We start from the raw sequence: 24669 nt of genomic DNA, 5'->3' as shown, positions 1-24669 counted from the left end.
GCTGCACCTGATCGGGTTTTTGACTGTTTTTCGTGCGGATTTGAGGTCTGAAGTGCGCAACTTCTTGCGCAGTACTGCGCAACTTCTTGCGCACTCGTCTGTACAGAACGGATTACGTGGGCTGTAGGGATGTGTCCACACGGTTATCCACATTTGAGTGCGCAAGAAGTTGCGCACAATGGCGTGTGGCCACTATTGGTGGGGGTTGCTAAAAAATGGCCAATCCATCATTCATTTTTGCCATTACGCCACTGGTGCGTCGCTTTGGGATTGTCAGACAGTCGCACGCCAAAGCCTTGCGATAAGCCGTTGCGCAAGGCGTGAGGGTGAAAAAGCGTCTTATAAATGAAACAGCGCCCTCGGCTATACTCCCCGCATTTCGACTTAGGCACGAGGACTCACTGTGAAGAACTGGACGTTGCGCCAACGCATTTTGGCGAGCTTTGCGGTGATTATCGCCATCATGTTGCTGATGGTCGTCGTCTCGTATTCACGGCTTTTGAAGATTGAGGCTGGCGAACAGAGCGTGCGTGATGACGCGGTGCCGGGTGTGTATTTCAGCTCGATGATCCGCAGTGTCTGGGTAGACAGTTACTTGCAAACCCAGGAATTGCTGGGCCTTAAAAAAGGCTTGGGAATCAGTTCCGAGGACGCCGCAGACTTCAAGGCCTTCGAAGCACGGCTCGAAGAGCAGGTGGGCAACTATCAAAACACCATCACTACCGAGCAGGACAAAGCCGAGTTCAGCTTGTTCAAGCAGGACATCCTGAACTACAACAAGATTCAGGCTCAGGTGCTCGATCTGCACCAGCGCAATCTCGATGATGACGCGACGAAGTTGTTCAACGAACAACTGACGCCAGCGTGGATGGCTGGTCGCATGAAACTCAACGACATCATTCGCGAGAACAAGTCGGTGGCCGATCAGGCCATGGACAACATTGACAGCGCAGTGGAAGCGGCCAAGATCAGCATGTTCATCTCGTTGCTGGTGGCCATTCTCGCGGCTGGCGCCTGCGGCCTGCTGCTGATGCGGGCGATCATGGCACCGATGAACCGCATCGTGGAAATCCTCGAAATCATGCGTACCGGCGACTTGAGCAGCCGCCTGGACCTTGCCCGCAAAGACGAGTTCGGCGCGGTGGAAACCGGCTTCAACGACATGATGGCTGAGCTGACCTCGCTGGTGTCGCAAGCGCAGCGTTCATCGGTGCAGGTGACCACTTCGGTGACCGAAATCGCCGCCACTTCCAAGCAACAGCAAGCCACCGCCACCGAAACCGCGGCCACTACCACCGAAATTGGCGCGACCTCGCGGGAAATTGCGGCGACGTCCCGCGATCTGGTACGCACCATGACCGAAGTGTCCACCGCTGCCGATCAGGCCTCGGTGCTCGCCGGCTCCGGCCAGCAGGGTCTGGCGCGCATGGAAGACACCATGCATTCGGTGATGGGCGCAGCCGATCTGGTCAACGCCAAACTGGCGATCCTCAACGAGAAGGCCGGCAACATCAATCAGGTGGTGGTGACCATCGTCAAGGTCGCCGACCAGACCAACCTGCTGTCGCTGAACGCGGCGATCGAAGCCGAGAAGGCCGGTGAATACGGCCGTGGTTTTGCCGTGGTTGCCACTGAAGTGCGGCGTCTGGCGGATCAGACGGCGGTCGCCACTTACGACATTGAACAAATGGTGCGCGAGATCCAGTCGGCGGTGTCGGCGGGCGTGATGGGCATGGACAAGTTCTCCGAAGAAGTGCGTCGTGGCATGTTCGAAGTGCAGCAGGTCGGTGAGCAACTGTCGCAGATCATCCATCAAGTGCAGGCGCTGGCGCCGCGGGTGTTGATGGTCAACGAAGGCATGCAGGCCCAGGCCACGGGCGCCGAGCAGATCAATCACGCGCTGGTGCAGTTGGGCGATGCCAGCAGCCAGACCGTCGAATCGCTGCGTCAGGCCAGTTTCGCCATCGATGAACTGAGCCAGGTGGCCGTCGGGCTGCGCAGCGGCGTTTCGCGATTCAAAGTCTGATGAGCGAAATCAGCGCCAAACGCAGTGCCGCACCCGTGGCGAAGCAGGCGTTATTCCTGCTGTTTCGCATTGGCAATGAGCGCTACGCCTTGCGTGCCACCGAAGTGGCGGAAGTGCTGCCGCGCTTGCCGTTGAAACCGATTGCCCGGGCGCCACAGTGGGTCGCCGGGGTGTTCGCGTATCGCGGCGCGGTGGTGCCAGTGATTGATCTCAGCGCGCTGACTTTTGGTCAACCCGCCGAGGCACGCACCAGTACGCGGTTGGTGTTGGTTCACTATCGCCGGGACGCGTCGCAGCCGGCGCAATGGCTTGGGCTGATTCTCGAGCAGGCGACAGACACGCTGCGCTGTTATCCAGAGGATTTTCAACCCTACGGCCTCGACAATCGCGAGGCGCCGTACCTCGGCCCGGTGCGCGAAGATGCGCAGGGGCTGGTGCAATGGGTGCGGGTCAGTGACTTGCTCGATGATGGCGTGCGCGCCTTGCTGTTCCCCAATCCGCCGCTGGACCCGATGCAGCTTGAGGCGCAGTCATGAGCAGCGACCAGCGCTTTTTCGACTTCCTCAAAGAACGCATCGGCCTTGATGTCACCTCCGTGGGGCCGGCGATCATCGAGCGAGCCGTACGCCAGCGCACCACGCTTTCACAAGCGGTGAACGCCGACGCCTATTGGCAACTGCTGCAAGGTTCGCGCGATGAACAGCAGGCGCTGATCGAAGCGGTCATCGTCCCCGAAACCTGGTTTTTCCGTTATCCGGAGTCGTTCGCCACCCTCGGCAAACTGGCGCGCAATCGTCTTGGCGAACTGAACAACATGCGCGCGCTGCGCATCCTCAGTCTGCCGTGTTCCACCGGCGAAGAGCCTTATTCGATTGCCATGGCCTTGCTCGACGCCGGGCTCAGGCCGCATCAGTTCAAGGTCGATGGCATGGACGTCAGCCCGATCTCGGTGGAAAAGGCGCGGCGCGCGTTGTATGGCAAGAACTCGTTTCGTGGCCAGGATCTGGACTTCCGCGAGCGGCATTTCACGCCTGTGCAGGACGGCCATCGGGTCAACGAAAACGTGCGCGAGCAAGTGCGTTTGCAGGTCGGCAATGTGCTCGATCCGGCACTGTTGGCCAGTGAGCCTGTCTTCGATTTCGTGTTCTGCCGCAACCTGCTGATCTACTTCGATCAGCCGACCCAGAAGCAAGTCTTCGAAGTGCTCAAGCGCCTGACTCATGTCGATGGCGTGCTCTTTATCGGCCCGGCGGAGGGCAGTCTGCTTGGACGGTTAGGCATGCGTTCGATCGGTATTCCCCAGTCGTTTGCGTTCAGCCGCCACAGTGAGCCGGCCCCGGAACCGTTGCCGATCCCCAAGCCCATTCCGTTGCCCGTCAGTCAGCCGCTACGCAGCACACCCCCCACACCGCCCGCACGCAACCGGCCGTTTACCGCCGTGACGGCACTGCCGACTACCTGCAAAAGCGCCAACCCGGATGCTGCGACGTTGCTCGCCCACATTGCCGCCCTGGCCAACGAAGGCAAAAGCGCCGAGGCCCGTGCCGCGTGCGAGCAGTATTTGCGTAGCCACGAACCGGTGGCGCAAGCCTTCTACTGGCTCGGCCTGCTCAGCGATGTCGCAGGCAGTGCCCTTGAAGCCCAGGGTTTTTACCGCAAGGCGTTGTACCTCGAACCGCAACATCCCGAAGCGTTGATGCACCTGGCCGCGTTGCTGCAAGCCCAAGGTGACAGCGCCGGTGCCAGACGATTACAGGAGCGCGCCGCCCGCAGCGCACGCACCGCCGACAGTGAGCGCAAACGATGATCCCGTCCGACACCTTGAACGTCACACATGAAGATGCCCGGGCCATCGACGATTGCTGGAACCGCATCGGCATTCACGGCGACAAGTCCTGTGCGCTGCTGGAAGAACACATCCATTGCCGCAATTGCTCGGTGTATTCCGCCGCCGCCACGCGCCTGCTCGACCGCTATGCGTTGCAGCAGGACGAGCGTGACCCGGTGGCTACAGCAGTCGAAACCGATTTGAAAACCCGTTCTCTGCTGATGTTTCGTATTGGCGAAGAATGGCTGGGGCTGGCGACGCGCAGCCTCGTAGAGGTGGCGCCGATGCAGGCGATTCACTCGCTGCCACATCAACGCTCGCGGGCCTTGCTTGGCGTGGCCAATGTGCGCGGCGCGCTGGTGGCGTGTCTGTCGATGGTTGAGCTGCTGGATCTGGATGGCAATGTTGCACCGGCCAATGGCGGGCGAGTCATGCCGCGCATGCTGATCATCGCTGCCCATGGTGGACCGGTGGTGGTGCCGGTGGATGAAGTTGATGGCATCCATGCGATTGACGAGCGCATTCTCGATGCCGCATCGCGATCCGGCGCTCAGGCCAGTGCCAAGTACACCCGGGGTGTTCTGCCATTTCGGGGGCGCAGCCTGCGTTGGCTGGATGAAGAACAGCTGCTGTCCGCCGTGACCCGGAGCCTCACATGACCCCCGAGCAAATGCGCGACGCCTCATTGCTGGAGCTGTTCAGCCTTGAAGCTGAGGCCCAGACCCAAGTCCTGAGCGCGGGGCTTTTGGCACTGGAGCGCAACCCGACCCAGGCCGATCAACTGGAATCGTGCATGCGCGCGGCGCACTCGCTCAAAGGTGCGGCGCGGATCGTCGGTATCGACAGCGGCGTCAGCGTTGCGCATGTGATGGAGGATTGTCTGGTCAGTGCGCAGGAAGGGCGGTTGTTGCTGCGCCCGGAGCACATCGACGCGTTGTTGCAGGGCACCGATTTGCTGATGCGCGTCGCCGTGCCGGCCAGCGCGCCGCAACCGGCAGACATTGAAGCTTACGTCGCGCTGATGGCGCGCCTGCTCGATCCGTCAGCCCCGCCAGCATCGGTCGCTGCGCCGCTGATGGCCGAGTTGCAGCTTGAAGCGCCGCCAGCGGTTCAGCCGACGCCGGTGCCTGCTACAGATGCTTCTGTTGAGTCGCCCGAGCCGCCACCGAACAAAAGCAAACGCACCACCGAAGGTGGCGAACGCGTGTTGCGCGTCACCGCCGAACGTCTGAACAGCCTGCTCGATCTGTCGAGTAAATCGCTGGTGGAAACCCAGCGACTCAAGCCGCATCTGGCGACCATGCAGCGCCTCAAGCGCATGCAGAACAACGGTCTGCGCGCATTGGAAAACCTCAACGTCCACCTCAAGGAACATGCGCTGAGCCTTGAAGCTCTGGAAGCGTTGGAAGATGCGCGGCGTTTGCTCGCCGAATCCCAGCAAATGCTGATCGAGAAAAATGCCGAACTCGATGAATTCGCCTGGCAGGCCAGCCAGCGCGCGCAAGTGCTCTACGACACCGCATTGGCCTGCCGCATGCGGCCCTTCGCAGACGTGCTCAGCGGTCAGGTGCGCATGGTGCGTGATCTGGGCCGAACTCTCGGCAAGCAGGTGCGACTGGAGATCGAAGGCGAGAAAACCCAGGTTGATCGCGATGTGCTGGAGAAGCTCGAAGCCCCGCTCACCCATTTGCTGCGCAACGCGGTCGATCACGGCATCGAAACGCCGGAGCAACGTTTGCTCCAGGGCAAACCCGCCGAAGGCCTGATCCGTCTGCGCGCCTCGCATCAAGCGGGATTGCTGGTGCTGGAATTGAGCGATGACGGTAACGGCGTCGATCTGGAAAAGGTTCGGCGCAGCATTGTCGAGCGCCAGTTGTCCCCCGCCGAAACAGCGGCGCAGTTGAGCGAAGAGGAGCTGCTGACCTTCCTGTTCCTGCCAGGTTTCAGCCTGCGCGATACGGTCACTGAAGTGTCTGGCCGTGGCGTCGGCCTTGATGCCGTTCAGCACATGGTTCGCCAGTTGCGCGGGGCCGTGGTGCTGGAGCAAACGGCGGGCGAGGGCAGTCGCTTCCATCTTGAAGTGCCGTTGACCTTGTCAGTGGTGCGCAGTCTGGTGGTGGAAGTCGGCGAAGAGGCCTACGCCTTTCCGCTGGCCCACATCGAGCGCATGTGCGATCTGGCCCCCGAAGACATCGTGCAGGTCGAAGGTCGCCAGCATTTCTGGCACGAGGGCCGGCATGTCGGGCTGGTGGCTGCCAGCCAGTTGTTGCAGCGCCCGGCCAGTCAGAGCAGCGGTGAGGCCCTGAAAGTCGTGGTGATCCGCGAGCGCGATGCGATCTATGGAGTGGCGGTCGAGCGCTTCATTGGCGAGCGCACGTTGGTGGTCTTGCCACTGGACGAGCGTCTGGGCAAAGTGCAGGACATTTCCGCCGGCGCCTTGCTCGATGACGGCTCAGTGGTGCTGATTGTCGACGTCGAAGACATGCTGCGTTCGGTGGACAAACTGCTCAATACCGGGCGCCTTGAGCGCATCGCCCGCCACGGTAATCAAGCCGTGGAAGCGGCGCGCAAACGAGTGCTGGTGGTCGACGACTCGCTGACGGTGCGCGAGCTGCAGCGCAAACTGCTGCTCAACCGTGGCTACGACGTCGCTGTGGCGGTGGACGGCATGGACGGTTGGAACGCGTTGCGTTCGGAGGACTTCGATTTGCTGATCACCGACATCGACATGCCGCGCATGGACGGCATCGAACTGGTCACGCTGTTGCGCCGCGATAACCGTCTGCAATCGCTGCCGGTGATGGTCGTGTCGTACAAGGATCGCGAAGAAGACCGGCGCCGTGGACTGGACGCCGGCGCCGACTATTATTTAGCCAAAGCCAGTTTTCATGACGACGCCCTGCTCGACGCAGTGGTCGAGCTCATCGGAGGAGCGCGGGCATGAAGATTGCTATCGTCAATGATATGCCGCTGGCGGTGGAGGCCCTGCGCCGGGCGCTGGCCTTCGAGCCGGCGCATCAGGTGGTCTGGGTCGCGTACAACGGCGCCGAGGCGGTGCGCCTGTGCGCCGAAAATACCCCGGATCTGATTCTGATGGATCTGATCATGCCGGTGATGGACGGCGTCGAAGCCACCCGACGGATCATGGCCGAGAGCCCGTGCGCCATTGTCATCGTCACGGTTGACCGGCAACAGAACGTGCACCGGGTCTTCGAAGCCATGGGCCACGGCGCGCTGGACGTGGTCGACACCCCGGCCCTCGGCGCCGGCAATGCACAGGAAGCAGCGGCGCCATTGCTGCGCAAGATCCTCAATATCGGCTGGCTGATCGGTGAGAAAACCCCTCGCTCGCGCCCCGTGCCGACTCCCCAGCGCAGCACGGCGTCGTGCCAGCGGCTGGTAGCAATCGGTTCGTCGGCGGGCGGGCCGGCGGCGCTGGAAGTGCTACTCAAGGGCTTGCCGCGTGATTTTTCGGCGGCCATCGTGCTGGTGCAGCACGTTGACCAGGTGTTCGCCGCCGGCATGGCCGAGTGGCTGGCCAGCGCCAGTGGTCTGGATGTGCGCCTGGCCCGCGAAGGCGAGCCACCGCAAGCCGGCGTGGTGCTGCTGGCCGGCACCAATCACCATATTCGATTACTGAAGAACGGCACGCTGGCCTACACCGCCGAGCCGGTCAACGAGATTTACCGACCCTCGATCGACGTGTTTTTCGAGAGCGTCGCCAGTTACTGGAATGGTGATGCAGTCGGGGTTTTATTGACCGGGATGGGACGTGATGGGGCTCAAGGGCTTAAGCTCATGCGCCAACAAGGTTACTTGACCATCGCGCAGGATCAGCAAAGCAGTGCGGTCTATGGCATGCCCAAGGCCGCTGCGGCCATTGATGCAGCCGTTGAAATCCGCTCACTGGAAAAGATAGCGCCACGATTGCTGGAGATTTTCCCCAAATGAACAGATTTTTCCGCAATCCTGGCCCCCGCCGTACTCAGGTGACCGCCCATGAATGACTTACAGATCGATGACATCAAAACCGACGAAAACGCCGCCATGGTGTTGTTGGTGGACGATCAGGCGATGATCGGCGAGGCCGTGCGTCGTGGGCTGTCGAATGAAGAAAACATCGACTTCCACTTCTGCTCTGACCCGCATCAAGCCATCGCACAAGCGGTGCGGATCAAACCAACAGTGATCCTGCAGGACCTGGTCATGCCAGGCCTCGATGGTCTGAGCCTGGTGCGCGAATACCGTAATCACCCGGCGACCAAGGACATTCCGATCATCGTTCTGTCGACCAAGGAAGACCCGCTGATCAAAAGCGCGGCGTTTTCGGCCGGCGCCAACGACTATCTGGTGAAACTGCCGGACACCATCGAATTGGTCGCGCGCATCCGTTATCACTCGCGTTCCTACATGACCTTGCTGCAACGGGACGCGGCGTACCGTGCGCTGCGGGTCAGCCAGCAGCAGTTGCTCGACACCAACCTGGTGCTGCAACGCCTGATGAACTCCGATGGCCTGACCGGGCTGTCCAACCGTCGACACTTCGATGAGTATCTGGAACTGGAATGGCGACGTTCCCTGCGTGATCAGAGCCAACTGTCGTTGCTGATGATCGACGTCGATTACTTCAAGTCCTATAACGACACGTTTGGTCATGTCGAAGGCGATGAGGCGCTGCGCAAGGTTGCCACGGCGATCCGCGACGCCAGCGCCCGGCCGTCGGACCTGCCGGCGCGTTACGGGGGGGAGGAATTTGCCTTGGTGCTGCCGAACACCTCGCCGGGCGGCGCGCGACTGATGGCGGAGAAGCTGCGCCAGACCGTGGCCGCGCTGAAAATTCCACATATTGCACCGAGCGAAGGTGCGAGCCTGACCATCAGTATCGGTTTGGCGACGATGGTGCCTGAGTCGGGTAGCGATTGCCGGTTGCTGATTTCGGCGGCGGATCGCGGTTTGTACCTGGCCAAGAACAATGGGCGCAATCAGGTCGGCATTGAGTAGTCCACTGTCCCCTGTGGGAGCGGGCTTGCTCGCGAAGGCGACGGCATAGCCAGCAGTAGGGTTGGCTGACCCACCGCATTCGCGAGCAAGCCCGCTCCTGCATTTGCAATACGTCGCCCCAACAGCCGCCAGACGGGCTGCCGTGACAGCGTGATTACGTTATACTCGCCGGCTTTCAAAAGTTCGCCAACGAGTGCTGCCCGTCATGGAAATCAACCCGATCCTGAACACCATCAAGGACCTGTCCGAGCGCTCCGAAACTATTCGGGGGTATCTTTGACTACGATCAAAAGCATGAGCGTCTGACCGAGGTCAATCGCGAGCTTGAAGATCCGAGTGTCTGGAACAAACCTGAATACGCCCAGGAGCTGGGCCGCGAGCGCGCTGCGCTGGCGCAGATCGTCGATACCCTCGACGAACTGAACGGCGGTCTGGCCGATTGCCGCGACCTGCTGGACATGGCTGTCGAAGAAAACGACGAAGGCGCAGTGGGCGATGTTGTCGCCGAGCTGGCCCGTCTCGAGGACAACCTCGCCAAGCTCGAATTTCGCCGCATGTTCAGCCACGAGATGGACCCGAACAACGCCTACCTGGACATCCAGGCCGGTTCCGGCGGCACCGAAGCCCAGGACTGGGCCAACATCCTGCTGCGCATGTACCTGCGCTGGGCTGACAAACGCGGTTTCGACGCGACCATCATGGAACTGTCGGCCGGTGAAGTCGCCGGGATCAAAGGCGCGACCGTGCACATCAAGGGCGAATACGCCTTTGGCTGGCTGCGTACCGAAATCGGCGTACACCGTCTGGTGCGCAAGAGCCCGTTCGACTCCGGCAACCGTCGCCACACTTCGTTCTCGGCGGTTTTCGTCTCGCCAGAGATCGACGACAAGGTGGAAATCGAAATCAACCCGGCAGACCTGCGGATCGACACCTATCGTTCCTCCGGTGCCGGTGGTCAGCACGTAAACACCACCGACTCGGCCGTACGTATTACTCACGTACCGACCAACACCGTGGTCAGTTGCCAGAACGAACGTTCCCAGCACGCCAACAAGGACACCGCCATGAAAATGCTGCGGGCCAAGTTGTACGAGCAGGAAATGCAGAAACGCAACGCAGCGTCCCAGGCGCTGGAAGACACCAAGTCCGATATCGGCTGGGGTCACCAGATCCGCTCCTACGTTCTCGATGCTTCGCGCATCAAGGACCTGCGGACCAACATCGAACGCAGCGACTGCGACAAGGTGCTCGATGGCGACATCGACGACTACCTGGAAGCCAGCCTGAAATCGGGGCTGTAAAGCCGTCAGCCCGACCTTAAGTCCCCCGTCAATGGCGGGGGCAACGAACCTGTGATGGAAAATTTAAAGACATGAGCGACCAACAACTCGATCCGCAAGCCCTGCAACAGGAAGAAAACTCCCTGATCGCCCTGCGCAAGGAAAAGCTTGCTGCCGAGCGCGCCAAGGGCAATGCCTTCCCGAACGACTTCCGCCGCGAAAACTACTGCGAAGAACTGCAGAAGCAATACGCGGACAAGACCAAGGAAGAGCTGGCAGAGGCTGCAATCCCGGTCAAGGTTGCCGGTCGTATCATGCTCAACCGTGGCTCGTTCATGGTGATCCAGGACATGACCGGTCGCATTCAGGTCTACGTCAACCGCAAGACGCTGTCCGAAGAAACCCTGGCCGCGGTGAAAACCTGGGACATGGGCGACATCATTGCCGCTGTTGGCACCCTGGCCCGTTCCGGCAAGGGTGACCTGTACGTTGAAATGACCGACGTGCGCCTGCTGACCAAGTCGCTGCGCCCGTTGCCGGACAAGCACCACGGCCTGACCGACACCGAACAACGCTACCGTCAGCGTTACGTTGACCTGATCGTCAACGAAGACGTGCGCCAGACCTTCCGCGTACGTTCGCAAGTGATCGCGCACATCCGCAGCTTCCTGATGAAGCGCGACTTCCTCGAAGTCGAAACGCCGATGCTGCAGACCATTCCTGGCGGCGCTGCGGCCAAGCCGTTCGAAACCCACCACAACGCGCTGGACATGGAAATGTTCCTGCGTATCGCCCCGGAGCTGTACCTCAAGCGTCTGGTGGTTGGCGGTTTTGAAAAGGTCTTCGAGATCAACCGCAACTTCCGTAACGAAGGCGTTTCGACGCGTCACAACCCGGAATTCACCATGTTGGAGTTCTACCAGGCGTACGCCGACTACGAAGACAACATGGACCTTACCGAAGAACTGTTCCGCGAACTGGCGCAACTGGTGCTGGGCAGCACTGACGTGCCGTACGGTGAAAAGGTGTTCCACTTCGGCGAACCGTTCGTGCGTCTGTCGGTATTCGACTCGATCCTCAAGTACAACCCTGAGCTGAGCGCCGATGACCTGAACGACATCGACAAGGCGCGCGCCATTGCCAAGAAGGCCGGCGCCAAGGTGCTGGGCTTCGAAGGTCTGGGCAAGCTGCAGGTGATGATTTTCGAAGAACTGGTCGAGCACAAACTCGAGCAGCCGCACTTCATCACTCAGTACCCGTTCGAAGTGTCGCCGCTGGCCCGTCGCAACGACGACAACCCGAACGTCACCGACCGTTTCGAGCTGTTCATCGGCGGCCGTGAAATCGCCAACGCCTACTCCGAGTTGAACGACGCCGAAGACCAGGCCGAGCGCTTCATGGCGCAGGTGGCCGACAAGGACGCCGGCGACGACGAAGCCATGCATTACGACGCCGACTTCGTGCGTGCGCTCGAGTACGGCATGCCGCCAACGGCCGGTGAAGGGATCGGCATTGATCGTCTGGTGATGTTGCTGACCAACTCGCCGTCGATTCGCGATGTGATCCTGTTCCCGCACATGCGACCGCAAGCGTAAACGTTTCAGTTAAAAAGCCGCCTAAAACAGGCGGCTTTTTATTGCCCGTCTGGTACAAATGTATCAATTGGTTACTTTTGAAATAGCAGAGGAAGTGCTGTCGTGATGGTTGCAATCGCTCAAGAAGGTGCAGCGGGTATCGCCACTGCGGTCGCTGAAAGTGTTCAGTACCAGGGCCGCAAGGCCAGCCGACAGGGCAGTGAACAGCGTCGACAGGTCATTCTCGACGCGGCGATGCGCATTGTCGTGCGTGATGGCGTGCGTGCCGTGCGCCACCGTGCGGTAGCAGCCGAGGCCGGTGTGCCGCTGTCGGCCACCACGTATTACTTCAAGGACATCGATGACCTGCTCACCGATACCTTCGCCCAATACGTCGAACGCAGCGCGGCCTATATGGCCAAATTGTGGGTTAACAACGAAGGTCTGCTGCGTGAGATGGTCGTCAGTGGCGATGGCAGCCCGGAGTCGCGTTCGCAACTGGCCGACAATATTGCGCGGCTGATGACCGATTATGTCCATCGGCAACTGGTCAACCGTCGCGAGCATTTGATGGCCGAGCAGGCGTTCCGTCAGGAAGCGTTGCTGAACCCGCGCCTGGCCATCCTGGTGCGATCCCATCAGCAGATTTTGCTGCAGGGTACCTGCCAGTTGTTTCAGGTCCTGGGCTCGCGGGAACCGCAGCAGGATGCCAAGGTGTTGACGGCGATTATCGGACGGATGGAATATCAGGGCCTGCTCAACGAAGCCGAGCCTTTGGCCGAGCAGGAGATGCTCGACATACTGACGCGGTATATGCATTTGGTGCTGGCGTCGGTGTAACCCTCTGAGGCAATCATAATTCCCACGGGGGAGTGTGGCGATCTTCAGGGCCGTGATTGTTCATAGGGAGTATTGAATGAAAGCCTGGCGTGGTGTGCTGATCGCCTTGTCGTTGCTGTTGCTCAGTGGCTGTCTGGTGACTTTCAAGGCGCCTCTGGCCAGCAGTGACCCGGCGCCCAAGGGCTTGCTCGGCAAATGGTCGAGCACCAATGCCTGGGGCGAGCCGATGAGCCTTGTGCTGACGCGCGTCGGCAGCAACCGTTATCAGGCCGTCACTTGGTTGAAAGCCAAGCCCCGTGAGCGCGAAGCCTATCCTTTCACGGTGTCCCGTCATGGCAATCGCTGGTATCTGTCAGCGAAAGTACCGGAGCGGTTCGGCGGCCACTACACCATCGCCGGGTTCGAACTCACCGACAAACACGAACTGGTGGTCTACAGCCTCGATCTCGAGCAGATCAACCAAGCGATCAAAGAAAAAGCCCTCGACGGACAGGCCTTCCAGACCGACGATGGCGACGGCGCGCAAGTCGATAGCCCACTCGACAAGGTCTTTGCTTACCTCGACGATCCGGCCAATTCCGATGTGTTCGTCGAGGCTGTGCGCTATCAGCGCCAGCGCGCGGGCAAATAATTCAGTACGTCACGTTTTCTACAGGAGTTTCGGGTGGACGATTACCAGCAGACGATACGCATGTTGTCCGATCGCATTGTGCTGGCGCAGACGCCGATTCGCGTGCTCGATGCGGTCAAGTGGGACGAGAACGTGCGCAAGGGCTTCCTCAAGGCCAAGGGCAAGGAAATGCCAGCGGTGGATCGCGACTACTACCTCAATCGGCCGCTGACCTTCGATTCGAGCAAGGTCAAACTGGAATTCCAGAACATCGAGCGCGACATCACCCGCCAGCTCGGCCAGTTCAACCCGGTCGGGCAGATCATGCGCCGCATGTGCAAGGAATACCGCATGGTGGTGCGCATGCTCGAAGCGCGCGGCACCGAGGATTTCGGTCTGATCTCGCAGGAACTTTACGGCGCCGCCTCGGATGCCTTCCACGCCGGCGACCCGACCCTGGCCGACCTCGGCCTGATGATGTCCGACTATTTGAACAACATCGATGGCCGTGGCGACCTGAAGGACGAACCTAAAATCCTCACCGCCAAGGACGCCGTGCACCTGCTGCAAACCCGTCTGAATAAAGTCTTCGGCGAGGCCGAGGAAACCATTCGCGTATTCGAGTCCGACGGCATCGTGGCCGACGCGGCGGCGGGGGCCGACTACATCAAGATCCGTACCGATGCGATGTTTAACGACCGCGACGTACGTGCGCTGGAGGTTCACGAAGGCCTGGTGCACGTCGGCACCACGCTCAACGGTTTGAACCAACCGATCTGCACCTTCCTGTCCAAGGGGCCGCCCTCATCGACGGTGACCCAGGAAGGCCTGGCGATCCTGATGGAAATCATCACCTTCGCCTCCTACCCGAGTCGTTTGCGCAAACTGACCAACCGCACCCGCGCCATCCACATGGTCGAGGAGGGCGCGGACTTCTTGCAGGTGTTCGAGTTCTTCCGCGAGCAGGGCTTTGAAATGGCCGAAAGCTACGGCAACGCCAGTCGGGTTTTCCGGGGTTCGACACCGACTGGTCTGCCATTCACCAAAGACTTGTCCTACCTCAAGGGCTTTATCATGGTTTACAACTACATTCAGTTGGCCGTGCGTAAGGGCAAGCTTGAGCAGATTCCGTTGCTGTTCTGCGGCAAGACCACGCTGGAGGACATGCGCACGATGCGCCAATTGGTCGATGAAGGGCTGGTAGTGCCGCCCAAGTATTTGCCGGACCAGTTCCGCGACTTGAACGCGTTGTCGGCGTGGATGTGCTTCTCCAACTTCCTCAACCATTTGAGCCTGGACCGGATCGAAGCGGATTACTCCAACATCCTTTGAACCAACACAAAACCCTTGTAGGAGTGAGCAGGCTCACGCCTACAGTTTTCAATCGTGTACCAACCCGAATTTTCGCGAGGTTTCACCGGATGAGAATCCTCGGCATCTTTTGCCTGCTCCTGACCCTCGGCGGTTGCAGTTCGCTGTTGTTCTACCCGGAACCCGGTCAGGTCTTCACCCCGGAAAAAGCCAAACTCCAATACGGCACCGTCACGCTGGTGACGGCTGATGGCCTCAAGCTCAATGCCTGGTGGCTGCCGGCCAAGCCCGGCGTAGACGTCAAAGGCACGGTGCTGCACTTACACGGCAACGGCGGCAATCTGCCGATGCACTTGGGCGGGAGTTGGTGGTTGCCGAAAAACGGCTATCAGGTATTGCTGGTCGACTATCGCGGCTACGGCCTGTCCGAGGGCGAACCGAGCCTGCCGGCGATCTATCAGGACATCGACGCGGCGTTCGCCTGGCTGGACAAGGCGCCAGAGGTCCAAGGCAAGCCGCTGGTCCTGCTCGGTCAAAGCCTCGGTGGTTCGATGGCCGTGCATTGGCTGGTACAGCATCCGCAGCGGCAGAAACAGCTCAAGGCACTGGTGCTCGACGGTGTGCCCGCCAGCTATCGAAGCGTCGGCCAATATGCGCTCAGTACCTCGTGGCTGACCTGGCCGTTCCAAGTGCCGCTGTCGTGGCTGGTGCCGGACGGCGACAGTGCGATCTACTCGATGCCGCAACTCAACGGCGTGCCGAAACTGATGTTCCACAGCATCGACGATCCGCTGGTGCCGCTTTCCAATGGCATCCGTCTGTATCAAGCTGCGCCGCCGCCGCGCGTTCTGCAGTTGACCCGTGGCGGCCATGTGCAGACGTTCGGCGATCCGGTGTGGCGTCAGGTGATGCTGCGCTATCTAGACGATCCCGAGCATTTCAACGGCCTGCGCCGTCTCGGCGAAATCCCCAATTACCCGCCACCCCCGAATTCTGAAAACGAGAGCCCGCAATGAGTGAAGAACGCAACGCTATCCCGCTGATCATCACCGGTATCTGCAGCATCCTCGGCACCGTGGGTGCCCTGTGGTACTACGGCTACCTGCACTTCGCCAAACCCGAGGATGCGTTGCTGCTCAACGAATTCACCATGCTCAAAACCGTGCCGGGCGAGGACTACAAAGTCTCGCTGGACCCGGCAGCGCAAGTGGCGCAGTGCATTGACGGGGTACTGGTGCTGTTCGATACCGAGCAGAAAGGTTTGACCGGTGTGCTGATCAACGGCCAGAAGAAAGCGGTGCGTTGCATGGGGCAGGAAACGCCGCAAAAACTCGAGCAATAACCGCCCCTACCCAAAGCCCACTAAAAAGCCCCGCCTGATCACTCAGTCGGGGCTTTTGCGTTACTGCTTACAGCTTAGTTCGAGCTGACCGCCGAACGTGGCATCACTGGCTGGTTGTCGTTGGAAATGGTCACTTCCACACGACGGTTCATCGCACGGCCCGACACGCTGCCGTTATCGGCAACCGGATATTCCTGGCCGTAGCCCTGAACCACGATGCGCGCAGGATCTACGCCCATTTTGATCAGCGCGACCTGTACCGACGTCGCACGACGCTCGGACAGCGACTGGTTGTACGACGCGGCGCCAGTGCTGTCGGTGTAACCCTCGACGATCACTTTGCGATCAGGGTTTTGCTGGAGGAACTGCGCCAGTTTGTTGATGTTCACCAGACCGCTGGATTTCAGGTCAGCCTTGTTGGTGGCAAAAAGCACGTCACCGAAAGTCACCAGCGTACCGCGATCAGTCTGCTTGGCGTTCAGGCTTTGCTGCAGCTGTTTGATCTGCTGGTCACGAGCATCCAGACGCGCCTGGGCACGTTGGGCTGCGGCGTTCTTCAGATTGTTCTCAGCGGTACGCAGGGCGATGGTCTGCTTGGCCACTTCCACGCGCTGGTTGGTCAGGTAGGCCAGTTGGTCAACCTTGGCCGCGTCTTGCTTGTCCATGTAGGCCTTGTCGGCCTTGTCCAGATAATCGCTGGCATCTTTGGTTTCCAGCGCTGCCACTTTGCTCGCTTGCGGGTTGGCTTGCAGGCCGGCGTAGTTGGTGCGCGCCTGTTCCAGGTTCGGGTTAGGCGGGGTAGAGCAGGCAGCCAAGGCAACGCTTGCGGCCAGGAGAGCGGGAATCATCAATTGCTTACGCATAATTTTTCGTCCTTTCTATCGATAAGAGTTTCAGCTTTGCAGTCCGGATGCGCGCTTATTGCACGGTGCGCTGACTTTCCTGACGCAGTTCCTGAATACCTTTCTGGGAATCCTTCACCGCTCGCTCGGCTTTCATGGCTTGTGCCTTGCGTTCGGCGACACGGGCATCCCACTCGGCTTGTTCGGCGAGGACGCGGGCTTCGTCATACTTCTTATCGTGCATGGCGATTTCGGCTTGTTTGAGTTTGTCCTGCGCTTGCTTCATCTCCACAGCAGCGAACTCAGTACCACCGGCGCTGACCGCGCTGTTCACGGCCGATTGAGTCACGGCGTATTGCTCGCTCGGTGGATTGCCTGCGCAACCGGCCAGCACGAAGCTGGTGCCGATGGCCAGAGCAGCCAGTTTCAGACCGCGCAAGTGAGAGAACGAGGTTTGGGTCTTCATGGTCTTCAACTCCATTGTTTAACTCCTGATAAAACCGAAAATCCATCCTGGTCGAGGAGCCGCAAGCGTCATGTGGCAGCGCGTTTTTGAAACGCTCGTTCCAGGCGTGGTTACAGGTTCCGACCGGAGGCGTTTTTCAAAAGTTCAGAAAAGATGGCCTATCGCCAAAAAGAAATCTGACCGAATGGACAGGGCTATAAAGCGGGAACTTTGGCGATTTTGAGTGGTACGCGCGGGAGTTTTTGCAGCCCGAAAACACACCCTGCCAAAGGGAGAGATTCGGTCAATGTGGGAGCGGGCTTGCTCGCGAAAGCCTCGAGTCAGTCGACAGAAATACCGACTGCCAGAGCACGTTCGCGAGCAAGCCCGCGTGCGTCCAGATCTATGTCCGATCAGTGTTTTTGCTTGTTCCCAGCCGACGACAAGTCCTGCAAATGCCTGCGCGAGAGGGCGAGAAAGCGCGGGGTCGGCCCGACGTCTTCGTACAGTGGATCACCTTCCTCGTCAGTCGCGACCACGGTTGAGCCTTTCACATAGGGCAGGCTCGCTTCGAACTCCTCAAGCGCAGCGCCAAGCAGTTCGCCAAGCAGTTCTTCGGGGTGGCGTTTGGGGTACATCTCGGCAATTGCCGCCAGGCGCGCGGCGGCCTCGACGTCCAGATGAATCGTGTAGCCCGTGTCGGTCATACGACCTTTGGCGTTTTCTTCCCAATGCTGGGCGAGTTCACGGATTTTCATAATGACCTCTTGTCGCACCTGATCAAAGCAGGCCAGGGGGAGTGTCCGGCGGGGCCGGCGGCAAGCCGTTGTGCGGCTCAGTGTTGAGACTAGCTTTCGGCCACAAGGTTTAAAGTCCCTTCGTCGCCTGCTTGTAAGAAGCGGCGCAGAGCGGCACTCTCTAGGTCATGCACTTGTTTCTAAGCCGTCCGGATTACTGCTGGAGAACTGCTGATGACTGATATTGATGCACGCTTGCGCGAGGATGTTCACCTGCTCGGAGAGCTGTTGGGCAATACCATTCGAGACCAGTATGGCGAGGATTTTCTCGACAAGATCGAGCAGATCCGCAAGGGTGCCAAGGCCGACCGGGGAGGCTCCACGGACGCTGAACTCAGTGCCAGCCTCAATCAATTGAGCGAAGACGAATTGCTTCCCGTGGCGCGGGCGTTCAACCAGTTCCTGAACCTGGCGAACATCGCCGAGCAGTATCAGTTGATTCATCGCCGTGAAGAGTCGCAGCCTGCGCCGTTCGAATCCCGTGTCTTGCCCGAATTGCTTGCGCGCCTGCGCAACGAAGGCCACAGCGCCGAATCGCTGGCCCGGCAACTGGCGAGGCTGGAAATCGAATTGGTGCTGACCGCACACCCGACCGAGGTCGCCCGCCGCACGCTGATCCAGAAATACGACGCGATTGCCGCGCAACTCGCCGCTCAGGATCACCGTGACCTGACCACGGCCGAACGCGAGCAGATCCAGAACACCCTGCAACGGCTGATCGCTGAAGCCTGGCACACCGAAGAAATCCGCCGCACGCGCCCGACACCGGTCGACGAAGCCAAGTGGGGCTTTGCCGTGATCGAGCACTCGCTGTGGCAGGCAGTTCCCAACCACATGCGCAAGGCTGATCAGGCGCTGCACGCGGCTACCGGCCTGCGGTTGCCGCTTGAAGCCGCACCGATTCGATTCGCGTCCTGGATGGGCGGCGACCGCGACGGCAACCCCAACGTCACGGCAGCGGTGACTCGCGAAGTGTTGCTGCTGGCGCGCTGGATGGCGGCGGATTTGTACCTGCGCGATGTCGATCACCTGGCGGCCGAGTTGTCGATGCAGCAGGCCAGCGACGCGCTGAAAGCCAAGGCCGGCGACAGCGCCGAGCCGTATCGTGCGGTGCTCAAGCAATTGCGCGAACGCCTGCGTGCCACCCGCAACTGGGCGCATGCGTCGCTGACGGCGGCGACACCGGCGCCTGCCGATGTGCTGCACAACAACCGCGATCTGCTTGATCCATTGGAACTGTGCTTCAACTCGCTGCATGAGTGCGGCATGGGCGTGATTGCCGACGGGCCGCTGCTCGATTGCCTGCGCCGGGCCGTGACCTTTGGCCTGTTTCTGGTGCGCCTGGATGTGCGTCAGGATTCGTCGCGGCACAGTTCGGCCATGACTGAAATCACCGACTATCTTGGGCTCGGTCGTTACGAAGACTGGGACGAAGAGCAGCGCATCACCTTCCTGACCCGCGAGCTGAGCAATCGTCGGCCGTTGCTGCCGGCGCATTTCAAACCGTCCGCCGACACTGCGGAAGTGCTCGCCACTTGCAAGGAAATTGCCGCCGCGCCGGGCGCCTCGCTGGGATCCTACGTGATCTCGATGGCCGGCGCGGCTTCCGATGTGCTCGCCGTGCAATTGCTGCTCAAAGAGTCCGGCGTGTTGCGGCCAATGCGCGTCGTGCCGCTGTTCGAAACCCTGGCTGACCTCGATAACGCCGGGCCGGTGATGGAGCGTCTGTTGCTGCTGCCGGGCTATCGCGCGCGGCTGCAAGGCCCGCAGGAAGTCATGATCGGTTACTCCGACTCGGCCAAGGACGCCGGCACGACGGCAGCGGCCTGGGCGCAATACCGCGCGCAGGAGCGGCTGGTGGACATTTGCCGCGAGCAGCAAGTCGAACTGCTGTTGTTCCATGGTCGTGGCGGCACCGTGGGACGTGGCGGTGGCCCGGCGCACGCGGCGATTCTGTCGCAGCCACCGGGATCGGTCGCGGGGCGTTTCCGCACCACCGAGCAGGGCGAAATGATTCGTTTCAAATTTGGCCTGCCGGACATTGCCGAACAAAACCTCAATCTGTATCTCGCCGCTGTGCTCGAAGCCACGTTGCTGCCACCGCCGCCGCCAACGCCTCAATGGCGCCATCTGATGGATGAACTGGCGGCCGACGGCGTCAGCGCTTATCGCAAAGTCGTGCGTGAGAATCCGCAGTTCGTCGAGTATTTCCGTCAGTCCACGCCGGAGCAGGAATTGGGCCGGTTGCCGCTCGGCAGCCGGCCTGCCAAGCGCCGTGCTGGCGGGATTGAAAGCCTGCGGGCGATCCCGTGGATCTTCGGCTGGACGCAAACGCGCTTGATGCTGCCGGCCTGGCTCGGCTGGGAATCGGCGCTGAGCAAGGCGCTGGAACGCGGCGAGGGCGAGTTGCTGGGGCAGATGCGTGAGCAATGGCCGTTCTTCCGCACGCGTATCGACATGCTGGAAATGGTCCTGGCCAAGGCTGACGCCGATATTGCGCTGTCCTACGACGAGCGTCTGGTCGAGCCGGAATTGCTGCCGTTGGGTGCGCACTTACGCGACCTATTGTCGCAGGCATGCTCGGTGGTACTTGGGTTGACCGGTCAGTCGCAGTTGCTGGCACACAGTCCGGACACCCTTGAATTCATCCGTCTGCGCAACACCTATCTCGACCCGCTGCATCTATTACAAGCCGAATTGCTGGCACGTTCGCGACAGCAGCATGTCGAGCAGGGCAGCCCGGTGGAACAGGCGTTACTGGTGTCTGTGGCGGGCATTGCCGCCGGTTTGCGTAATACCGGCTAAGGTTTTTGCCGTGGCATGCGGTGCCCGGAGTCAACGCCGGGTGCCGCTTCGCACGCTGAGGAAAGTGCCGCCAGGCGACAGTAAGTGACGGGGTTGCGACTTGGGTCACCGCGTCGCGAGGTCGCGGCAGGCGCGGGTTTCTCCGACTTTTGGCGTCTTGTGTGGGCGCAGCCTGCTGTGTATCTTGATCAGCCTTTGGCCGTTTCTGCGGCCACGACCCGTATTTTTCAGGAATCGTCCCATGCGGCGAGTCCTTTGTTTTGTAAAAGCTTTTTATAAAAAATTGAGGAGCACATCTAATGCGCGTCATTCTGCTGGGAGCTCCCGGGGCCGGTAAAGGTACTCAGGCTAAGTTCATCACCGAAAAATTCGGCATTCCGCAAATCTCCACCGGTGACATGCTGCGTGCAGCGGTCAAGGCCGGCACTCCACTGGGCGTTCAAGCCAAAAGCATCATGGATGCCGGCGGCCTGGTGTCGGATGATCTGATCATCGCACTGGTTCAGGATCGTATCGCGCAACCTGACTGCGCCAACGGCTTCCTGTTCGACGGCTTCCCGCGCACCATTCCGCAGGCCGAAGCACTGGTGACTGCTGGCGTCGAGTTGGACGCCGTGGTTGAAATCGCCGTTGAAGACGAAGAAATCGTTCAGCGTATCGCTGGCCGTCGTGTTCACGAAGCCAGCGGCCGGGTGTATCACATCGTCTACAACCCGCCGAAAATCGCAGGCAAAGACGACATCACCGGCGAAGAGCTGGTACAGCGCAAGGACGACACCGAAGAAACCGTGCGTCATCGCCTGTCGGTCTACCATTCGCAGACCAAGCCGCTGGTGGACTTCTACCAGAAGCTGTCGGCTGCCAACGGCAAGCCGAAGTGCAGCCACATCCCGGGCGTTGGTTCGGTAGAAGCAATCACCGCCAAGGTGCTTGAAGCGCTGAGCTGAAAAAGCTGATTAGCTGCATCATCCACGGCCCGCTTGCGGGCCGTAGTTGTTTATACTGACGCACTTTTTCCCCACCCCTGTTTTGGATACATCGATGAGCACCTTGCTGGCCCTGGACACCGCGACTGAAGCTTGCTCCGTTGCCTTGCTGCATGACGGCAAGGTCACGAGCCATTACGAGGTGATTCCGCGCCTGCACGCGCAAAAGCTGCTGCCGATGATCCAGCAATTGCTGGCCGATGCCGGTACCACGTTGCAAGCGGTGGATGCTATTGCCTTCGGTCGTGGGCCGGGTGCGTTTACCGGTGTGCGGATTGCCATCGGTGTGGTGCAGGGCTTGGCGTTCGCGCTGGATCGTCCGGTGCTGCCGGTGTCCAACCTGGCCGTGTTGGCGCAACGTGCGTTTCGCGAGCAGGGTGTGAGCCAGGTTGCAGCGGCGATCGATGCGCGCATGGACGAAGTGTATTGGGGCTGCTATCGCGAGACGGCGGGGGAGATGCGTCTGGTCGGCGCCGAAGCAGTGCTGCCGCCGGAAGTCGCGGCGCTGCCGGTCGATGGCAGTGGCGAATGGTTCGGTGCCGGCACTGGCTGGGGCTATGGTGAGCGTATCGCAGTGAACCTGAGCGGTTCAGACGCGGGCATGCTGCCCCACGCCGAAGACCTGTTGACCTTGGCACGCTTTGCTTGGGAGCGCGGCGAAACGATTCCGGCCGATGATGCGCAGCCGGTTTACCTGCGCGATAAAGTGGCTACCCCCAAGGCCCGCTGATTCACCCAAAAACCTGTGGGAGCGAGCAAGCTTGCTCCCACAGTGAATAGTGCTCTGCCTGAAGTCTGCCAATCGTCAGTTTCTAACCCCACGTTTTAAACCTTTTGCGCTTTATGTGTTCTAGTTATCACTCGGCAGTTTGCTAAGTCGGTCAAGTGCCGCTAAATTGCCATCATTGATACCGAGCATGAATTTATGCGTATAGACGGCGTTTCCTCTCAGTCCTACCCCATCAAGCGCAAGCCTCGCAAAGGCAATGTGGCGCAGGAAGAAACCGTCGACGATATCGACGGCGAGTTGGAATTCCCCACCGAAGAGCAACTGGCCGCCCGTGCTGCCAAAGCCTCTGCGCAACGCTTGAGCAATCTGCCTGCCCGTCAGCAAGACATGATCTACCACCGTGCGATGAAGAAAAGCGTAGCCATGGCCTTGGCCAGCTACCTGAGCACTGCCGGTTTTGTCGATTGGGATGCGGACGTGCTGGGCCTCGACCTTTACATCTGATGGCTCTGCCTTACTACCTCGGTTGCCCGTCCTGGAGCGAAAACGCCTGGCGCGAGTATCTGTATCCGGAAGACGCCAAAACCTCTGACTTCCTCAGCCTCTATTGCCAAGTGTTCAACGCCGTGGAAGGCAACACGACCTTCTACGCCAGTCCTTCGCCGGCCACTGTGCAGCGTTGGGCCGACGTCATGCCTGAACACTTTCGCTTCACTGCCAAGTTCCCCGGCGACATTAGCCACAGCGGTGACCTGCGCGAGCAACTGACCGCTGCCCAAACCTTCCAGCAGTTACTCAAACCCCTCGGCGAGCGTGTCTCGCCGCTGTGGCTGCAATTGTCGAAAAGCTTCACGCCGCATCGGTTGCCGGAGTTGGCGGCGTTTATCGATGCGCTGGACTGCCCGCTGGCGGTTGAGGTGCGGCATGAGCAGTTCTTCGCCAAGGGCGAGAGCGAGCGCCTGCTCAATCGGCTGCTGCTCGATCGTGGGGTTGAGCGTATCTGTCTCGACCCGCGAGCGCTGTTCAGTTGCCTGTCGACCGAGTCTTCGGTGATTCACGCTCAATCGAAAAAGCCGCGTGTACCGACGCGTCCAGCGGCGTTCACGCAGTTCCCGCAAGTGCGCTTTATTGGTCATCCCGAGCTTGAGGCCAACGATGCGTTCCTGGTGCCGTGGGTGGCGAAAATCGCCGAGTGGATCGAAGAAGGCCGCACGCCATACATCTTCCTGCACACCGCCGACAACTTGCTGGCGGCGAAGTTGGCGCAACGTTTTCATGCACAACTGATGCAACGTTTGCCTGGCTTGGCATCGCTGCCTGAGCTATACAGAGAGCCCGCCGCGGAGCAACTTGGCCTGCTCTGAGGCGGGTTTATTCATCTGCCCCGGAGCTGCCAATGGACGCGCAAACCCGCAAAGCCCACGCCTTCAAAGCCCTGCATGAACGCCCGGGGATTTTCGTTATTCCCAATCCGTGGGACGCCGGTTCAGCGAAGATGCTCGCCAGCCTTGGCTATCAGGCACTGGCGACGACCAGCGCCGGTTACGCATTTTCCCAGGGCAAAGCCGATGGTGCTTTGAGTCTCGATGAGACGTTGGCGAATGTCCGCGCGATTGTCGCAGCCACCGATTTGCCGGTAGCGGTGGATCTGGAAAACGGTTTCGCCGATGACCCGGTCGAATGCGCCCAAAGCGTATTGCGCGCAGCCGAAGCGGGCGCGGTAGGCGCCTCAATCGAAGACGCCACCGGCCGTGAAGACGCCCCGATCTATTGCTTGGAACACGCCGTGGCGCGCGTCGAAGCCGCCGTCGCTACCGTACGCACGTTGCCGTTTCCCTTCATCCTGACGGCCCGTGCGGAAAACTATCTGCACGGCAATCCCGATATCAATGACACCGTCCGCCGCTTGCAGGCTTTTGCCGAGGCAGGCGCCGACGTGCTGTATGCGCCCGGCTTGCGCAATGCTGACGAAGTGCTGGCGGTGGTGCGTGCGGTGGCCCCCAAACCGGTCAACGTCCTGATGTCCGGCGGGCTGAAGATGACGGTGCAGCAACTGGAAGACATCGGTGTGCGGCGGATCAGTACCGGTTCGGCATTGGCTCTGGCCGCGTTCGGCGAATTCTTCCGTGCGGCTGAAGAAATCCAGCAATCGGGCACATTCGGTTTTACGTCGCAGTCGATGCCTTACGCCAAGGCCAATCAGTTTTTCAAAGGCTGAACAGGGTGCGATGGATTCCATGGGCTGTGCTGCT

Annotated in this window: 22 protein-coding genes and 1 pseudogene; 20 read left to right on the top strand and 3 right to left on the bottom strand. The window is 60.3% G+C overall.

Going from position 1 to position 24669, the window contains the following annotated elements:
- Nucleotides 1-403: 403 nt before the first annotated feature.
- From AACY50_RS26625 to AACY50_RS26560, 14 genes and pseudogenes are all read left to right on the top strand, one after another.
- Nucleotides 404-2026, top strand: coding sequence for a methyl-accepting chemotaxis protein (locus AACY50_RS26625; RefSeq protein ID WP_339464315.1), 1623 nt, complete (start codon nucleotides 404-406; stop codon nucleotides 2024-2026).
- Nucleotides 2026-2562, top strand: coding sequence for a chemotaxis protein CheW (locus tag AACY50_RS26620; protein ID WP_221733981.1), 537 nt, complete (start codon nucleotides 2026-2028; stop codon nucleotides 2560-2562). The genes AACY50_RS26625 and AACY50_RS26620 overlap by 1 nt, the downstream gene beginning before the upstream one ends.
- Entirely contained in the window at nucleotides 2559-3833 is a 1275-nt protein-coding gene (locus tag AACY50_RS26615; RefSeq protein WP_339494473.1) for a CheR family methyltransferase, read from the top strand. The genes AACY50_RS26620 and AACY50_RS26615 overlap by 4 nt, the downstream gene beginning before the upstream one ends.
- Nucleotides 3830-4513, top strand: coding sequence for a chemotaxis protein CheW (locus AACY50_RS26610; RefSeq protein ID WP_339430508.1), 684 nt, complete (start codon nucleotides 3830-3832; stop codon nucleotides 4511-4513). The genes AACY50_RS26615 and AACY50_RS26610 overlap by 4 nt, the downstream gene beginning before the upstream one ends.
- Nucleotides 4510-6798: a hybrid sensor histidine kinase/response regulator gene (locus AACY50_RS26605; RefSeq protein WP_339539576.1), complete on the top strand. Its 2289-nt coding sequence runs from the start codon at nucleotides 4510-4512 to the stop codon at nucleotides 6796-6798. The genes AACY50_RS26610 and AACY50_RS26605 overlap by 4 nt, the downstream gene beginning before the upstream one ends.
- The gene (locus AACY50_RS26600; protein WP_339430510.1) at nucleotides 6795-7805 is read left to right on the top strand and encodes a chemotaxis response regulator protein-glutamate methylesterase; all 1011 of its coding nucleotides are present in this window, start codon (nucleotides 6795-6797) and stop codon (nucleotides 7803-7805) included. The genes AACY50_RS26605 and AACY50_RS26600 overlap by 4 nt, the downstream gene beginning before the upstream one ends.
- Before the next feature lie 48 nt (nucleotides 7806-7853).
- A pseudogene (locus AACY50_RS26595) lies at nucleotides 7854-8904 on the top strand (diguanylate cyclase domain-containing protein).
- A 156-nt stretch (nucleotides 8905-9060) separates the two neighbouring features.
- A protein-coding gene (gene prfB, locus AACY50_RS26590; RefSeq protein ID WP_339430512.1) for a peptide chain release factor 2 occupies nucleotides 9061-10156 on the top strand; the annotation gives its coding sequence in 2 pieces (ribosomal slippage) (nucleotides 9061-9132 and nucleotides 9134-10156; 1095 coding nt in all).
- A gap of 71 nt (nucleotides 10157-10227) precedes the next feature.
- The gene (gene lysS, locus AACY50_RS26585) at nucleotides 10228-11730 is read left to right on the top strand and encodes a lysine--tRNA ligase (RefSeq protein ID WP_339430513.1); all 1503 of its coding nucleotides are present in this window, start codon (nucleotides 10228-10230) and stop codon (nucleotides 11728-11730) included.
- A 105-nt stretch (nucleotides 11731-11835) separates the two neighbouring features.
- Entirely contained in the window at nucleotides 11836-12549 is a 714-nt protein-coding gene (locus AACY50_RS26580; protein WP_221733987.1) for a TetR/AcrR family transcriptional regulator, read from the top strand.
- Between the two features lie 76 nt (nucleotides 12550-12625).
- On the top strand, nucleotides 12626-13180 hold the full coding sequence (locus AACY50_RS26575; RefSeq protein WP_339539573.1) for a hypothetical protein: 555 nt from the start codon (nucleotides 12626-12628) through the stop codon (nucleotides 13178-13180).
- Nucleotides 13181-13240: 60 nt separating this feature from the next.
- Entirely contained in the window at nucleotides 13241-14491 is a 1251-nt protein-coding gene (locus AACY50_RS26570) for a flavohemoglobin expression-modulating QEGLA motif protein (protein ID WP_339430759.1), read from the top strand.
- Between the two features lie 89 nt (nucleotides 14492-14580).
- Nucleotides 14581-15486 carry an alpha/beta hydrolase gene (locus AACY50_RS26565; protein ID WP_339539571.1) on the top strand — a complete coding sequence of 302 codons (906 nt, stop codon included), beginning with the start codon at nucleotides 14581-14583 and terminating at the stop codon, nucleotides 15484-15486.
- Nucleotides 15483-15812, top strand: a complete 330-nt coding sequence (locus AACY50_RS26560; protein ID WP_221733971.1) for a hypothetical protein — start codon at nucleotides 15483-15485, stop codon at nucleotides 15810-15812. The genes AACY50_RS26565 and AACY50_RS26560 overlap by 4 nt, the downstream gene beginning before the upstream one ends.
- Nucleotides 15813-15886: 74 nt before the next feature.
- Here the strand turns inward: AACY50_RS26560 and AACY50_RS26555 are convergent, their stop codons facing one another.
- The 3 genes from AACY50_RS26555 to AACY50_RS26545 all read right to left on the bottom strand — a co-directional run bounded on the left by AACY50_RS26555 (nucleotide 15887) and on the right by AACY50_RS26545 (nucleotide 17857).
- A complete protein-coding gene (locus tag AACY50_RS26555) occupies nucleotides 15887-16675 on the bottom strand; it encodes an OmpA family protein (protein WP_339430516.1) in 789 nt (262 codons plus the stop codon).
- 55 nt (nucleotides 16676-16730) lie between these two features.
- Nucleotides 16731-17135 carry a DUF4398 domain-containing protein gene (locus tag AACY50_RS26550; protein WP_221733969.1) on the bottom strand — a complete coding sequence of 135 codons (405 nt, stop codon included), beginning with the start codon at nucleotides 17133-17135 and terminating at the stop codon, nucleotides 16731-16733.
- 377 nt (nucleotides 17136-17512) lie between these two features.
- Nucleotides 17513-17857 carry a pilin assembly protein gene (locus AACY50_RS26545; RefSeq protein WP_339430517.1) on the bottom strand — a complete coding sequence of 115 codons (345 nt, stop codon included), beginning with the start codon at nucleotides 17855-17857 and terminating at the stop codon, nucleotides 17513-17515.
- A 213-nt stretch (nucleotides 17858-18070) separates the two neighbouring features.
- On the opposite strand from AACY50_RS26545, the gene ppc reads away from it, so the two are divergent.
- The 6 genes from ppc (at nucleotide 18071) to AACY50_RS26515 (ending at nucleotide 24635) form a co-directional block, all read left to right on the top strand.
- Nucleotides 18071-20701: a phosphoenolpyruvate carboxylase gene (gene ppc / locus AACY50_RS26540; protein WP_339494466.1), complete on the top strand. Its 2631-nt coding sequence runs from the start codon at nucleotides 18071-18073 to the stop codon at nucleotides 20699-20701.
- 299 nt (nucleotides 20702-21000) lie between these two features.
- The gene (gene adk / locus AACY50_RS26535; protein ID WP_339430519.1) at nucleotides 21001-21648 is read left to right on the top strand and encodes an adenylate kinase; all 648 of its coding nucleotides are present in this window, start codon (nucleotides 21001-21003) and stop codon (nucleotides 21646-21648) included.
- Between the two features lie 94 nt (nucleotides 21649-21742).
- The gene (tsaB, locus tag AACY50_RS26530) at nucleotides 21743-22417 is read left to right on the top strand and encodes a tRNA (adenosine(37)-N6)-threonylcarbamoyltransferase complex dimerization subunit type 1 TsaB (RefSeq protein WP_339430520.1); all 675 of its coding nucleotides are present in this window, start codon (nucleotides 21743-21745) and stop codon (nucleotides 22415-22417) included.
- A 195-nt stretch (nucleotides 22418-22612) separates the two neighbouring features.
- Nucleotides 22613-22921: a hypothetical protein gene (locus tag AACY50_RS26525; RefSeq protein WP_339430521.1), complete on the top strand. Its 309-nt coding sequence runs from the start codon at nucleotides 22613-22615 to the stop codon at nucleotides 22919-22921.
- Nucleotides 22921-23781 carry a DUF72 domain-containing protein gene (locus tag AACY50_RS26520; protein ID WP_339539567.1) on the top strand — a complete coding sequence of 287 codons (861 nt, stop codon included), beginning with the start codon at nucleotides 22921-22923 and terminating at the stop codon, nucleotides 23779-23781. The genes AACY50_RS26525 and AACY50_RS26520 overlap by 1 nt, the downstream gene beginning before the upstream one ends.
- Before the next feature lie 32 nt (nucleotides 23782-23813).
- Nucleotides 23814-24635 (top strand): isocitrate lyase/PEP mutase family protein, encoded by an 822-nt coding sequence (locus tag AACY50_RS26515; protein WP_339539565.1) that lies wholly within the window; start codon nucleotides 23814-23816, stop codon nucleotides 24633-24635.
- The last annotated feature ends 34 nt before the right edge of the window (nucleotides 24636-24669 follow it).

The sequence above is a fragment of the Pseudomonas sp. RA_15y_Pfl2_54 genome (assembly GCF_963971015.1).
In the GTDB taxonomy this organism is placed as follows: domain Bacteria; phylum Pseudomonadota; class Gammaproteobacteria; order Pseudomonadales; family Pseudomonadaceae; genus Aquipseudomonas; species Aquipseudomonas baetica_A.
This window is presented reverse-complemented; position numbering and strand designations above follow the sequence as displayed.

Bases quoted from the DNA above. Each gene is read 5' to 3' on its own strand.
- AACY50_RS26520 (WP_339539567.1), top strand. From the start codon at position 22,921: ATGGCTCTGCCTTACTACCTCGGTTGCCCGTCCTGGAGCGAAAACGCC.
- tsaB (WP_339430520.1), top strand. From the start codon at position 21,743: ATGAGCACCTTGCTGGCCCTGGACACCGCGACTGAAGCTTGCTCCGTT.
- adk (WP_339430519.1), top strand. From the start codon at position 21,001: ATGCGCGTCATTCTGCTGGGAGCTCCCGGGGCCGGTAAAGGTACTCAG.
- AACY50_RS26550 (WP_221733969.1), bottom strand. From the start codon at position 17,135: ATGGAGTTGAAGACCATGAAGACCCAAACCTCGTTCTCTCACTTGCGC.
- AACY50_RS26605 (WP_339539576.1), top strand. From the start codon at position 4,510: ATGACCCCCGAGCAAATGCGCGACGCCTCATTGCTGGAGCTGTTCAGC.
- AACY50_RS26560 (WP_221733971.1), top strand. From the start codon at position 15,483: ATGAGTGAAGAACGCAACGCTATCCCGCTGATCATCACCGGTATCTGC.
- AACY50_RS26525 (WP_339430521.1), top strand. From the start codon at position 22,613: ATGCGTATAGACGGCGTTTCCTCTCAGTCCTACCCCATCAAGCGCAAG.
- AACY50_RS26575 (WP_339539573.1), top strand. From the start codon at position 12,626: ATGAAAGCCTGGCGTGGTGTGCTGATCGCCTTGTCGTTGCTGTTGCTC.
- AACY50_RS26515 (WP_339539565.1), top strand. From the start codon at position 23,814: ATGGACGCGCAAACCCGCAAAGCCCACGCCTTCAAAGCCCTGCATGAA.
- AACY50_RS26580 (WP_221733987.1), top strand. From the start codon at position 11,836: ATGGTTGCAATCGCTCAAGAAGGTGCAGCGGGTATCGCCACTGCGGTC.
- AACY50_RS26565 (WP_339539571.1), top strand. From the start codon at position 14,581: ATGAGAATCCTCGGCATCTTTTGCCTGCTCCTGACCCTCGGCGGTTGC.
- ppc (WP_339494466.1), top strand. From the start codon at position 18,071: ATGACTGATATTGATGCACGCTTGCGCGAGGATGTTCACCTGCTCGGA.
- AACY50_RS26615 (WP_339494473.1), top strand. From the start codon at position 2,559: ATGAGCAGCGACCAGCGCTTTTTCGACTTCCTCAAAGAACGCATCGGC.
- AACY50_RS26620 (WP_221733981.1), top strand. From the start codon at position 2,026: ATGAGCGAAATCAGCGCCAAACGCAGTGCCGCACCCGTGGCGAAGCAG.
- AACY50_RS26610 (WP_339430508.1), top strand. From the start codon at position 3,830: ATGATCCCGTCCGACACCTTGAACGTCACACATGAAGATGCCCGGGCC.
- AACY50_RS26545 (WP_339430517.1), bottom strand. From the start codon at position 17,857: ATGAAAATCCGTGAACTCGCCCAGCATTGGGAAGAAAACGCCAAAGGT.
- lysS (WP_339430513.1), top strand. From the start codon at position 10,228: ATGAGCGACCAACAACTCGATCCGCAAGCCCTGCAACAGGAAGAAAAC.
- AACY50_RS26600 (WP_339430510.1), top strand. From the start codon at position 6,795: ATGAAGATTGCTATCGTCAATGATATGCCGCTGGCGGTGGAGGCCCTG.
- AACY50_RS26570 (WP_339430759.1), top strand. From the start codon at position 13,241: ATGTTGTCCGATCGCATTGTGCTGGCGCAGACGCCGATTCGCGTGCTC.
- AACY50_RS26555 (WP_339430516.1), bottom strand. From the start codon at position 16,675: ATGCGTAAGCAATTGATGATTCCCGCTCTCCTGGCCGCAAGCGTTGCC.